Consider the following 11,742-nt stretch of genomic DNA (forward strand, 5'->3'; position numbering starts at 1 on the left):
AAGCCAGGCGGGGGTTCCGGCTCCTCAATGACCTCCACCGCCACCGCCGCCCTGCTGGGCCGGCTTGTTGATGAACAGCACGAAGAATCCGAGCGAGGCGAACAGCACCGTCAGCATCATGAACACGTCCATGAAGGACAAAAGCGCGGCCTGCTGCTGCACCATGCCGGACAGTTTCGAGATCGCGGCACTTGTGGCGTCGAGGCCGGCGGTCTGCTCGAAAGTCTGCGTCATGTTCTGCAGCTTGGCCTGCGCCGCCTGACTGCCCCACTGCACATGCTCGGAGAGCCGCGCATAGTGGAAGGCGTTGCGGTCGATCAGCACCGTGTTGATCACCGCGAGGCCGACGGCGCCGCCGAGGTTGCGGGTCAGGTTGAACAGGCCCGACGCATTCTTCAACCGTTCCGGCGGCAGCGTGCCGAGCGCGATGTTGTTGATCGGCACCATGCACAGCATCATCGAGCAGCCGCGCAGGATCTGCGGGATCAACAGCTCATAGAAATCCCAGTCGGCGGTGAGGTTCGTCATCCACCAGGTGCCGGTGGCGAAGCCGAGGAAGCCGATCATCATCATCAGCCTGAGATCGATCTTGTTCGACAGGATGCCGGCAACGGGCGCGGTGAAGAACATCGCCAGGCCGCTGACGAACAGCGCCTCGCCGATCATCATCGAATCGTAACCGCGGATACGGCCGAGGAACACCGGATAGAGATAGGTGAGCCCGTAAAGGCCGATACCGACGACGAAGGAGAACAGCGAGCCGAAGGCGAAGTTGACGTTGCTGAAGGCCCTGAGGTCGACAATCGGCTCCTCGGCGGTGAAGACGCGCCAGAAGAAGATGATGCCGCCGATGGTCATGATGATGGCGCAGGCAAACACCGCCGGCTCCTGCAGCCAATCATGGTTCGGGCCTTCCTCCAGCACATATTCCATGCAGCCGAGGAAGGCGGCCATGCCGGCGAGGCCCCACCAGTCGAACTTGGAGAACAGTTTCAGGTTGGGCTTGTCGAAATCGATCAGCGCCCAGGCCGCCGTCGCCACCAGGATGCCGGGCACGACATTGATCAGGAACAGCCAGTGCCAGGACATGGCATGGCTGATATAGCCGCCCACCGTCGGGCCGATCGTCGGCGCCAGCGTCGCCACCAGGCCGATCATCGGCGAGACGACGGCGCGCCTGGAGGGCGGGAAGATGGTGAAGGCGGCCGCGAACACGCTGGGGATCATGCCGCCGCCGATAAAACCCTGGATGGCGCGGTAGACGATCATCTGGTCGATATTGGTGGCGGTGGCGGCCAGCGCGCTGGCCGCGGTGAAACCGGCCGCCGCGGTGGTGAACAGCACCCGCGTCGACAGCATGCGGCTGAGGAAGCCCGACAGCGGGATCATCACCACCTCGGCGATCAGGTAGGCGGTCTGCACCCACGGGATCTCGTCGGAGCTGGCGCTCAGGCCCGCCTGGATTTCCGACAGCGAGGCCGAGACGATCTGGATGTCGAGGATCGCCATGAACATGCCGAACACCATCGCCAGGAAGGCGACGACGCGGCGCACAGGCATATGGTCCGCGGGCAGGGCCGGCGCGGCAGCGACCGGACGTTCCGGTGCCGATCCTGCGGTGATGGTTGCGGTTGCCATGTCATGGCCTCCCTAGGCAATTCTCGAGGACAAGCGCGTGGCGGTCCCGAATTGCGTCGAAACGGATAAAGCAGGCTGGGCGGCTCGGCGCTCGGATGGCCACCGAACCGCCCCCCCAATTAGTTGGTCGTCGAGGCCGGCGCGGTGCGGCTGTCGACCGCGACGACGACGCTCAAGCCGGCGCGCAGCTTGCCGGTCTTCAAGACATCGGCCGGCACGTCGATGCGCACGGGCACGCGCTGCACCACCTTGGTGAAGTTGCCGGTGGCGTTTTCCGGCGGCAGCAGCGAGAACACCGCGCCCGAAGCCGGGGCCAGTGAGGACACGGTGCCCTCGAAGGTCTGGCCGTCGATCGCGTCGACGGTGATGCGGACCTTCTCGCCGGGCACCATGCGGCCGAGCTGCGTCTCCTTGAAGTTGCCGACGATGTAGAGCTTGTCCATCGGCACGACGACGGCGAGTTTCTGGCCGGGGCTGACGAGGTCGCCCTGCTCGACCGAGCGGTTGCCGACGACGCCGTCATAGGGCGCCTTCAGCACGGTGAAGGACAGGTCGCGCTGGGCCTTGTCGCGGGTGAGCTGCAGCGAGGCGAGCGTCGAGGCCGATTCCGCGCGCTGCGCTTCCAGAACGCCGACATTGGCCTGCGCCGCGGCGATCTGCGCGTCGGCGCCGACAAGCGCCGCCTTGGCCTGGTCGAGCGCGGTCTGCGCGTCGTCGAGCTGGGCCTGCGTGCCGACATGGGTCTTGAGCAGCTGCGCGGCGCGGTCCTGGGCGCGCGCCGCATTGTCGGCGGCGGCCTGGTCCGCGACCTTCTGCGCCTCGGCCTGCGACAGCGAGGCCTGGGCCGCCTTGGTCTGGGCGTCGATGCGGTCGAGCGTCTTGCTCAATGTGGCGATCTGCGCCTCGGCCTGGGCGACCGCGATCTTGTAGTCGCCATTGTCGATGACGAACAGCGGATCGCCGGCCTTGACCTGCTGGTTCTCGCTCACCAGCACCTTGTCGATGTAACCGGATATTTTCGGCGACACGAACGACATATCGGCCTGGACATAGGCGTCGTCGGTGGCGATCATGAACCGGCCGTCGGTCCAATAGTTGTATCCGTACCAGGACCCGGCGCCGAGGAGGGCAAGGCCGATGATCGGCAGAAGGAAAGAGCGCACCGAACGCTTCTTCTTGGCCGGCGCGTCGGCCGCGGGAGGCGCAACCGGGATGACGGGCTGGACAGGCGCTTCCGGGGCTTCGGTCGAGGGCTGGACCTTGGCGTTGGGAAACGTGCGGACTTCGGCGGTGGCGGGCGCGTTCGAGGACATGGGGATCTCTCTGGAATGTCAGTCAGACTGAACCGTTCGGTTCGAATTCGCCGTTGACATAGCGCGGAAAGAGGACCATATCAAGAGGAAATCGAACCGAGCGGTTCGAAATATTTTCTAGGGAATGACTTCCATGGTCGAAACGACAGCCGATAGCGATCTGCTCGACTTGCGCAAGGGCCGTCCGGCGGCCGGGCAGGATCCTGTAAAACGGGCCCAGATCATCGAGGGCGCCCGCCGCGTCTTCATAGACAAGGGATTCGAGGCCGCCTCGATGAACGACATCACGCGCGAGGCAGGCGTCTCCAAAGGCACGATCTACGTCTATTTCGAGAACAAGGAAGAGCTGTTCGAGGCTCTCATCGAGGAAGAGCGCGGCACCATCTTCAAGAATATGTATGAGGTGCTCGACCACTTCGATGACCTGCGCAAGACGCTGGTGAAGTTTGGCACCGTGCTTTCCGTCAAGATCACCTCGGCCAAGGTCATCCAGGCCCAGCGCACGGTGGTCGGCGCGTCCGACAGGATCCCGGAGCTCGGCGCGCGCTTCTACGAGCGCGGCCCGAAGCGCGGCCACGACAAGGTCATGGCCTTCCTTATTGAAGCCGTCGAACGCGGCCTGCTCAAGATCGACGATGTCGACCTTGCCGCCTATCAGTTCACCGAGCTCTGTCTCGCCGGCCTGTTCCGCCAGTGCATCTTCTCCTACCGCACCAAGGCGCCGAGCCAGGCGGAGATCGAGCACATCGTGACCTCCGGTGTCGACGTCTTCCTCAAGGCCTACGCCACGGAAAAATTCTTCGCCGAGGAAAAGGCGTTGCAATCGGCCTGACTGCCCCGGGCAGGTGGATCCCAAAGCGTGCGAAGCAAGGCTGAAGGGCCTCGCCGCGTCTTTGACGGCGCGGGCAATGACGGCTGAACGCGACGTCGTCGAGATCGTCCGCGGCCTCTCAAAATTTCGATCGGCATCGTCCAGCAGCCACTTTCGGAAGGACCTGTTAACCATCGCTTCCTATGTCTCGGGAGACGTTCAATCGGCGAGTCTCGAGAATGACATCCACGCGCTTTTCCCGTGCCAATCTTTCCGGCGCTTCCGCTTATAACGGCGAAGACGATCACGGCACGAACGGGCGCGGTGGCGGGGCCTCGCAGCCGCAGGCGCAATCGGGGCAGGTGGTCGCGTTGCGCGTTGCGCCGGCAGGCGAAGCGGACGCGTCTCGCGCCGCATCCTCCGAATCGGCCGATGGCGGCGAGTTCAGCCGCCCGGCATGGCAGGACTATTTCTTCCTTGCGCCAAATGTACGGTTCACCCGCACACCGGACACCGATCTCTCCAGGCGCGCCGCCCCGCAGGTGGAAGATGCCGCGCATGACAAGGTATCCGAGCCCGTCCGGCCCGCGCCGCCGGCACCCGCCGCTCCGGTCCGCAAAAGTCCCACCGTCGCAGCCGCTCCCGCCGCAGCGCCGATGCAAACCAGACCGGTCCGCGCGCCTTCCGCGATTGCCCCTGCCGCAATCCCTCCGGCCGCGGCGCCCCCCCAGGCTGCCGCCGCTCCGACGCCAAAACCGCGCCCAAGCGGACTGCGCTGGTCCTATCTTTCCGATCATGCCTTTTTCGAATTCGGCATGCCCTTCCTCGCCGAGCGCCTGGCGCGGGCGCGTTTGAACGAAGCCGGTCAGGCGCCGGCCGTTCCGGCGCAACCGCCGGTCAAGCCGATGCCGGCGCATCGTCCGGCGGCCCAGTCGAGCCAAGCCCATGCCCCCTTCATGAGCGAGGCGACGTCGTTTTACCGGGTCATCGAATGGCGCTCCAACGTGTCGAATGCTGGCTCTGCCTCGATGTCCACGCCGGACTTCGCGGCCGTCCAGCCGACGCCTGTCGAGCCCGTGCCGGTTTCCGCCCCGTCGAGTGCAAGGACGGCTAGGCGGACGCCTTCGCTGCCCATGGCCGGCGAGGTTGTGCCGCTATCCGCGATGGCCGGTTACGAGCTTCCCTCCGAGGACCTTCTGCAGATGCCGCCGGAAGGCCAGGGCTTCTACATGTCGCAGGAGCGCATGGAGCAGAACGCCGACCTGCTCGAAAGCGTGCTGGAGGATTTCGGCGTCAAGGGCGAGATCATCCATGTCCGCCCCGGCCCGGTCGTCACGCTCTACGAGTTCGAGCCGGCGCCGGGCGTGAAATCCAGCCGCGTCATCGGGCTGGCCGACGATATTGCCCGCTCCATGTCGGCCATCTCGGCCCGTGTCGCCGTGGTGCCGGGCCGCAATGTCATCGGCGTCGAGCTGCCCAACGAAACGCGCGAGACGGTCTATTTCCGCGAGCTGGTCGGATCGGCCGGTTTCCGCAACACATCCTGCAAGCTGGCGCTCGGACTCGGCAAGACGATCGGCGGCGAACCGGTCATCGCCGAACTCGCCAAGATGCCGCATCTGCTGGTGGCCGGCACCACCGGCTCCGGCAAGTCGGTCGCCATCAACACCATGATCCTGTCGCTGCTCTACAGGCTGACGCCGCAGGAATGCCGCCTCATCATGGTCGACCCCAAGATGCTGGAACTCTCTGTCTATGACGGCATCCCGCATCTCCTGACGCCGGTCGTCACCGATCCCAAGAAGGCGGTTACAGCGCTCAAATGGGCGGTGCGCGAGATGGAGGACCGCTACCGCAAGATGGCGCGCCTCGGCGTGCGCAACATCGACGGCTACAACCAGCGCGCGGCAGGCGCCCGCGACAAGGGCGAGGTCGTGACCATGCAGGTACAGGCAGGCTTCGAGAAAGGCACCGGCGTGCCGCTGTTCGAGGAGCGCGCGATCGACCTCGCGCCCATGCCCTACATCGTCATCATCGTCGACGAGATGGCCGACCTGATGATGGTCGCCGGCAAGGAGATCGAAGGCGCCATCCAGCGGCTGGCGCAAATGGCGCGCGCCGCCGGCATCCATCTGATCATGGCCACGCAGCGCCCGTCCGTCGACGTCATCACCGGCACGATCAAGGCCAATTTCCCGACCCGCATCTCCTTCCAGGTGACGTCGAAGATCGACAGCCGCACGATCCTCGGCGAGCAGGGCGCCGAGCAGCTGCTCGGCCAGGGCGACATGCTGCACATGGCCGGCGGCGGCCGCATTTCGCGCGTGCACGGTCCCTTCGTGTCCGACCTGGAGGTCGAGCAGGTCGTGGCGCATCTGAAAGCGCAGGGACGTCCCGAATATCTCGACACCGTCACCGCCGACGAGGAGGAAACCGAGGAAGCCGCCGACGCTGGCCTGGTCTTCGACAAAAGCGCGATCGCGGAGGAGGATGGCGACGCGCTTTATGAGGAAGCGGTCAAGGTGGTCAAGCGCGACAAGAAATGCTCGACCTCCTACATCCAGCGCCGCCTCGGCGTCGGCTACAACCGCGCCGCCTCGCTGGTCGAACGCATGGAGAAGGAAGGGCTGGTCGGCGCCCCCAACCATGTCGGCAAGCGCGAAATCCTCACCGGCCGGCGCGACCGCGAGCCTGAACGCGACGAGATGGATTGAGGTCCAACGAAATCAGCCGCCGTTCGCCACCAGGGCGATGGCGGTGCGCAGCTCGTCCAGCCCGGCGGCTTTTTCCGACGAGGTGGCCAGCACCACCGGGAACGCCGCCGGCCGCTTCTTGATCTTGGCCAGCGTCTCCTCGATCAGCCTCGGCACGCCGGCGGCCTTGATCTTGTCGGTCTTGGTCAGCACCACCTGGTAGGACACGGCCGCCTTGTCGAGCAGGGTCAGCACTTCCTCGTCCTTGGCCTTGATGCCGTGGCGCGCGTCGATCAGCACATAGACGCGCTTCAGCGTCACGCGGCCCTGCAGATACTCGTAGATGAGTTTCGTCCACTCATCGACCTTGTCCTTCGGCGCGCTGGCGTAGCCGTAGCCCGGCATGTCGACCAGCGCCATCGGCGGCAGGTCGGCGCCTTCGCCGGAAAAGCCGTCGGGCACGAAATAGTTGAGCTCCTGCGTGCGCCCCGGCGTGTTCGATGTCCGCGCCAGGCCCTTGTGCCCGACCAGCGCGTTGATCAGCGACGACTTGCCTACATTGGAGCGTCCGGCGAAAGCGATCTCCGGCGGTCCTTCCGGCGGCAGGAATTTCATCGACGGCACGCCGCGGATGAAGATCCAACCACGGGTGAACAGCTCCGGGCTTATCGCCGTTTCGTTCGTGCTCTTGTCGTTTGTCATTTTCTCGGGCGCATTCAAACCGCTGCCTCCAGCCTGGAAATATCGGCGCCGCGGATGGCATCGAGGTTGCGGCTGATCTTGTCGACCGGCCAGTCCCACCATGCTGCCGTTAAAAGCCGCCGCACCGTGAATTCATCGAAGCGCATCTTCACCACCTTGGCCGCATTGCCGGCGACGATCGCATAAGGCGGCACGTCGTGCGTGACAACCGATTTCGCGGCAACGATGGCGCCGTGGCCGATCTTGACGCCCGGCATGACCACCGCATCCATGCCGATCCACACGTCATTGCCGATGACGGTGTCGCCGCGGATCTCGTTCGACCATGTCCGCGGGTCGAAACCCTCCTCCCAGCCATGGCCGAAGATGTTAAACGGATAGGTCGAGAAGCCGGACATGGCGTGGTTGGCTCCGTTCATGATGAAGCGCGCGCCCTCGGCGATGGCGCAGAACTTGCCGATCACCAGCCGGTCGCCGATGAAGTCGTAGTGATGCAGCACGCATTTCTCGGCGAATTTGTCGGGACCATCGGGGTCGTCGTAATAGGTGAAGTCGCCGATCTCGATATTCGGCGCGCTCACCAGCCCCTTCAGGAAGCCGACGCGCGGATGCATCGCAATCGGATGCTTGATGTTGGGGTTGGGTCCGGTCATCGCGGTCCCTCCATGGTCGCAGGCATGTCACGGCGCGGTTCGCGCGAGATCAAACTAACGTGATCCGTTCCACAGCGCCAACCGTTCAATGGTTGCCGCGGCAGATCACGATCGGGTTGGAAAGGGCGCTGTCGAAACCGCTGCCCTGATAGACCTGGACATTCGAGGCTCCGGGCGGCAGCGAGAAGCTGCCTTCGACGATTTTCTGCTCGCCGGCCGTCGTGTGCAGCGCCCAGCTGAAGGTGCAGAATTGCGGCGGCGCCTTGGGTTGCACGTGGCTGCAATTGAGCTGCGCGCCACCCAGCATCGCCGCTCCGCCGCAGCTCACCGCGTCCTTCGCGGCGGCTGGAAAAGCATATCCCGCCAGCAGCGCCAGCATGATGATCTTGAGCCGGTTCATCGTCTTGTCCTTGCCGCAAACCAGGCCGGCCCGGCCGGGTTTTGGCCTATGCGATATTTTTACCAAGCGCCTTAGTCGGTCTTGCGCTCCGCGTCCAGCAGGATTATGTGCATGATGATAATAAGCATGCTCACGAAAGTTTGTCCGCAGCCTCCGAAGTCCTCCCATGTCCACCTCGCCAAATATCAGCTTTGTGCTGCACGATGTCGCGCGCCTGCTCAGGAAGCGGTTCGAGCAGCGGTCGCGCGCCTTTGGCCTGACCCGCGCGCAGTGGCAGGTGCTGGCTTATCTTTCGCTGCGTGAGGGCATCCACCAGAACAAGCTGGCCGACCTCATCGAGATCATGCCGATCACGCTCGCAAGGCTGCTCGACAAGATGCAGGCGCGCGGCTTCATCGAGCGTCGGCCCAATCCGGCCGACCGCCGGGCGTGGCTTCTCTATCTGACCCCGAAGGCCCATCCGCTCATCGAAGTGATGCGCAGCAATGGCCAGAAGACGCGCGAGGAGGCCTTCACCGGCCTGTCCGCGGAAGCGCAGCGGCAACTGCTGCAAACCCTTTGCCTGATCAAATCCAATCTGCTCGAGGCCTGCGCCCAGCCGGCCCTCGACCGGGAGAAAGTCCATGTCTGAAGGAACCTCACCCAGAAAGCCTACCGACGAGGAAAATGTCGGCGAAAGAGTAAGCGACCAGGTCATCAGCCTGGACAGCCAGCGCGAACAGAGGCGCGCCAACCCGCCTGTCGTCGAAGACGACGAGCTGGAAGCGCCCGTGGCGCCGGAGCCGGTAGCCGAGGCCCCCTCGGCACAGCCGAAGCCGGCAGCCGTCACGGTGGCTCCGCCCGCTCCCGTAAAGCCGCGCCGCAGCCTGACGCGGCCCATCCTGTTTGCGCTGCTGCCCGTCGCGCTGGTGGCCGGCGGCTACTACTACGTCATCGGCGGCCAGATCATGACCACCGACAACGCCTATATCCAGGCGCAATCGCTCGGCGTCTCGACCGATGTCTCCGGCACCGTGCAGGAGATCGACGTGCACGACAACCAGGCGGTGAAGAAGGGCGATGTGCTGTTCCGGCTGCGGCCTGCTTCCTTCGAAACCGCGCTGGCGGGCGCCAAGGCGCAGCTCGGCACCGTGCGCAACCAGGTGCTGACGTTGCAGGCGAGCTACCAGCAGTCGCTCGCTTCGATCGACCAGGCGCAAGCGGACATTCCCTATTACGAGTCCGCCTTCCAGCGTCAGCAGGACCTGCTCAAGACCTCGACCGCCTCCAAGGCGACCTTCGACAGCGCCCAGCACGACCTCGTTGCGGCCCGCCAGAAGGTGACTGTCGCCAAGGCGCAGGCGCAGGCGATGCTTGCCCAGCTCGGCGGCGATGCCGGCCAGCCGGTCGAGCAGAACCCGTTCTACCTGCAGGCCCAGTCGGCCGTGGACGACGCGCAGCGCAACCTGAACGATTCCGTCGTCAAGGCGCCGTTCGATGGCATAGTCACCAATGTCGACGCGCTGCAGGTCGGCAAGTACCTGCCGGCCTCGCAGCCGGCCTTCAGCCTGGTGTCGTCGACCGATATCTGGATCGCGGCCGAGCCCAAGGAAACCGAGCTCACCTATGTGCGTCCCGGCCAGACGGCGACGATCAGCATCGACGGCTATCCGGGCGAGGTCTGGCACGGCACCGTCGGCTCGATCAGCCCTGCTTCCTCGTCCAGCTTCTCGCTGCTGCCGGCGCAGAACACCAGCGGCAACTGGGTCAAGGTCGTGCAGCGCATCCCGATGCGGGTGACGATCGCCGATCCGGACGGCAAGCCGCCGCTGCGCGGCGGCATGAGCGCCGTCGTCAGCATCGACACCGGCCACGCCCGCGGCCTGCCTGACTTCATCACCAACCTCTTCAAGCAATCCGGACCAAAGTCATGACGACGGCTTCCGCGACAGGCGCGCCCGTGGTCGCCAATCGCGGCGCGATCACCGCTTGTGTGATCCTTGCGGTCATCATGCAGGCGCTGGACACCACCATCGCCAACGTGGCGCTGCCCTATATCCAGGGCAGCGTCTCGGCGAGCGCCGACCAGATCAACTGGGTGCTCACCTCCTATATCGTCGCCGCCGCCGTGATGACGCCGCCGTCCGGCTATCTCGCCAACCGCTTCGGCCGCAAGCGCATCCTTTTGGTGGCGATCACCGGCTTCGTGGTGGCCTCAGTGCTGTGCGGTTTTGCCCAGTCGCTGCCGCAGATCGTCGGCTTCCGCCTGCTGCAGGGCCTGTTCGGCGCGGCGCTCGTGCCGCTGTCGCAGTCGATCCTGCTCGACATCTACAGCGTCGAGGAGCGCGGCTCGGCCATGGCGCTGTTCGGCGTCTCGGTCATGGTCGGCCCGGTGCTTGGCCCGGTCATCGGCGGCTGGCTGACCGAGAACGTCTCCTGGCGCTGGGTCTTCTACATCAACGTGCCGATCGGCGCACTGGCTTTTATCGGCGTCTCGATGTTCGTCCAGGAAACCAAGCTCGACTTGAAGGCCAGGCTCGACTGGCTGGGTTTCGGCATGCTCTCGATCGCCATCGCCTCGCTGCAGATGTTCCTCGACCGCGGCGAGCAGCTCAACTGGTTCTCCTCGGCCGAGATCATCGTCGAAGCCCTGGTCTGCGCCTCGGCCTTCTACATCTTCATCGTCCATACTTTCACCGCGCGCGACACCTTCGTGAACCCGCGGCTGTTCCTCGACCGCAACTTCGCCGTCGGCATGGTGTTCATCTTCATCATCGGCATCACCTATCTCGCCTCGCTGGCGCTGATGACGCCTTACCTGCAGACGCTGATGGGCTATCCGGTGGTGACGGCCGGCATCGTCATGGGGCCGCGCGGCCTCGGCACCATGGCCTGCATGTTCATCGTCGGCAGGCTGGTCGGCAAGGTCGACACACGCTGGCTGCTGTTCATCGGCCTCGCCATCACCGCCTGGGCGATGTACGACATGACCGGATGGACGCCGGACGTCTCGCAATGGACGATCATCAGCACCGGCTTCATCCAGGGCGCCGGCTTGGGCTTCCTGTTCGTGCCGCTCACCACCATCACCTTCGCCACGCTGGCGCCGGAGCGGCGCTCTGAGGGCACCGGCCTCTACAATCTGTCGCGCAACATCGGCTCCAGCGTCGGTATCTCGGTCGTCACGGCGCTGTTGACGCAGAACCAGCAGATCAACCACGCCAACATCGCCACCTATGTGACGCCGTACAACCCAGCCTTCAGCGATCCGGCGGTCTCGCAAGCGCTGAGCCCCTACACCGCTGCCGGCCGCGCCGCGCTCGACGGCCTGGTGACGCTGCAGGCGACGATCATCAGCTATGTCGACGACTTCAAGCTGATGATGATCCTGTCTTTGGCCGCCATCCCGCTGGTGCTTCTGCTGCGCAAGCCGGGCACGCCGGCCAAGGTCGACCACAGCGCGGTCATGGAGTGAGGCGTCCGCCCAGCTCGGCCATCCGACCCCGCGACGTCGTCATACTCGGGCTTGACCCGAGGATCCATTCCGTGACCT

The 11,742-nt window shown here is 64.9% G+C and carries 10 protein-coding genes; 5 read left to right on the forward strand and 5 right to left on the reverse strand.

The window, feature by feature from the left end; genetic code table 11:
* Window positions 1-24: 24 nt before the first annotated feature.
* Window positions 25-1,638, reverse strand: a complete 1,614-nt coding sequence (locus FJ424_RS11620; protein ID WP_140654514.1) for a DHA2 family efflux MFS transporter permease subunit — start codon at window positions 1,636-1,638, stop codon at window positions 25-27.
* A gap of 119 nt (window positions 1,639-1,757) precedes the next feature.
* Window positions 1,758-2,951, reverse strand: coding sequence for an HlyD family secretion protein (locus tag FJ424_RS11625; RefSeq protein ID WP_140654513.1), 1,194 nt, complete (start codon window positions 2,949-2,951; stop codon window positions 1,758-1,760).
* A gap of 133 nt (window positions 2,952-3,084) precedes the next feature.
* Here FJ424_RS11625 and FJ424_RS11630 point away from each other — a divergent pair, with 133 nt between their 5' ends.
* Window positions 3,085-3,783 carry a TetR/AcrR family transcriptional regulator gene (locus tag FJ424_RS11630; RefSeq protein ID WP_140641901.1) on the forward strand — a complete coding sequence of 233 codons (699 nt, stop codon included), beginning with the start codon at window positions 3,085-3,087 and terminating at the stop codon, window positions 3,781-3,783.
* 218 nt (window positions 3,784-4,001) lie between these two features.
* Window positions 4,002-6,476, forward strand: a complete 2,475-nt coding sequence (locus FJ424_RS11635) for a DNA translocase FtsK (protein ID WP_140654512.1) — start codon at window positions 4,002-4,004, stop codon at window positions 6,474-6,476.
* Window positions 6,477-6,488: 12 nt separating this feature from the next.
* Here FJ424_RS11635 and yihA read toward each other — a convergent pair whose 3' ends face one another.
* The 3 genes from yihA to FJ424_RS11650 form a co-directional block, all read right to left on the reverse strand.
* Window positions 6,489-7,157, reverse strand: coding sequence for a ribosome biogenesis GTP-binding protein YihA/YsxC (yihA, locus tag FJ424_RS11640; protein WP_140654511.1), 669 nt, complete (start codon window positions 7,155-7,157; stop codon window positions 6,489-6,491).
* Between the two features lie 14 nt (window positions 7,158-7,171).
* A complete protein-coding gene (locus tag FJ424_RS11645; RefSeq protein ID WP_140641895.1) occupies window positions 7,172-7,810 on the reverse strand; it encodes a CatB-related O-acetyltransferase in 639 nt (212 codons plus the stop codon).
* Window positions 7,811-7,895: 85 nt separating this feature from the next.
* On the reverse strand, window positions 7,896-8,210 hold the full coding sequence (locus tag FJ424_RS11650; RefSeq protein ID WP_140654510.1) for a hypothetical protein: 315 nt from the start codon (window positions 8,208-8,210) through the stop codon (window positions 7,896-7,898).
* Between the two features lie 166 nt (window positions 8,211-8,376).
* On the opposite strand from FJ424_RS11650, the gene FJ424_RS11655 reads away from it, so the two are divergent.
* Genes FJ424_RS11655 through FJ424_RS11665 form a run of 3 tightly spaced genes read left to right on the forward strand, consistent with a single transcriptional unit; the run spans window position 8,377 to window position 11,664 of the window.
* Window positions 8,377-8,841, forward strand: a complete 465-nt coding sequence (locus FJ424_RS11655; protein ID WP_140654509.1) for a MarR family transcriptional regulator — start codon at window positions 8,377-8,379, stop codon at window positions 8,839-8,841.
* A complete protein-coding gene (locus tag FJ424_RS11660; protein ID WP_140654508.1) occupies window positions 8,834-10,123 on the forward strand; it encodes an HlyD family secretion protein in 1,290 nt (429 codons plus the stop codon). Before FJ424_RS11655 ends, FJ424_RS11660 begins: the two co-directional genes overlap by 8 nt.
* Window positions 10,120-11,664, forward strand: coding sequence for a DHA2 family efflux MFS transporter permease subunit (locus tag FJ424_RS11665; RefSeq protein ID WP_140654507.1), 1,545 nt, complete (start codon window positions 10,120-10,122; stop codon window positions 11,662-11,664). The genes FJ424_RS11660 and FJ424_RS11665 overlap by 4 nt, the downstream gene beginning before the upstream one ends.
* Window positions 11,665-11,742 lie beyond the last annotated feature (78 nt).

The sequence above is a fragment of the Mesorhizobium sp. B3-1-8 genome (assembly GCF_006439495.1).
Classification (GTDB): Bacteria; Pseudomonadota; Alphaproteobacteria; order Rhizobiales; family Rhizobiaceae; genus Mesorhizobium.

What these genes read in the sequence shown, in the direction of transcription:
- FJ424_RS11620 (WP_140654514.1), bottom strand. Translation starts at nt 1,638, where the DNA reads ATGGCAACCGCAACCATCACCGCAGGATCGGCACCGGAACGTCCGGTC.
- FJ424_RS11625 (WP_140654513.1), bottom strand. Translation starts at nt 2,951, where the DNA reads ATGTCCTCGAACGCGCCCGCCACCGCCGAAGTCCGCACGTTTCCCAAC.
- FJ424_RS11630 (WP_140641901.1), top strand. Translation starts at nt 3,085, where the DNA reads ATGGTCGAAACGACAGCCGATAGCGATCTGCTCGACTTGCGCAAGGGC.
- FJ424_RS11635 (WP_140654512.1), top strand. Translation starts at nt 4,002, where the DNA reads ATGACATCCACGCGCTTTTCCCGTGCCAATCTTTCCGGCGCTTCCGCT.
- yihA (WP_140654511.1), bottom strand. Translation starts at nt 7,157, where the DNA reads ATGACAAACGACAAGAGCACGAACGAAACGGCGATAAGCCCGGAGCTG.
- FJ424_RS11645 (WP_140641895.1), bottom strand. Translation starts at nt 7,810, where the DNA reads ATGACCGGACCCAACCCCAACATCAAGCATCCGATTGCGATGCATCCG.
- FJ424_RS11650 (WP_140654510.1), bottom strand. Translation starts at nt 8,210, where the DNA reads ATGAACCGGCTCAAGATCATCATGCTGGCGCTGCTGGCGGGATATGCT.
- FJ424_RS11655 (WP_140654509.1), top strand. Translation starts at nt 8,377, where the DNA reads ATGTCCACCTCGCCAAATATCAGCTTTGTGCTGCACGATGTCGCGCGC.
- FJ424_RS11660 (WP_140654508.1), top strand. Translation starts at nt 8,834, where the DNA reads ATGTCTGAAGGAACCTCACCCAGAAAGCCTACCGACGAGGAAAATGTC.
- FJ424_RS11665 (WP_140654507.1), top strand. Translation starts at nt 10,120, where the DNA reads ATGACGACGGCTTCCGCGACAGGCGCGCCCGTGGTCGCCAATCGCGGC.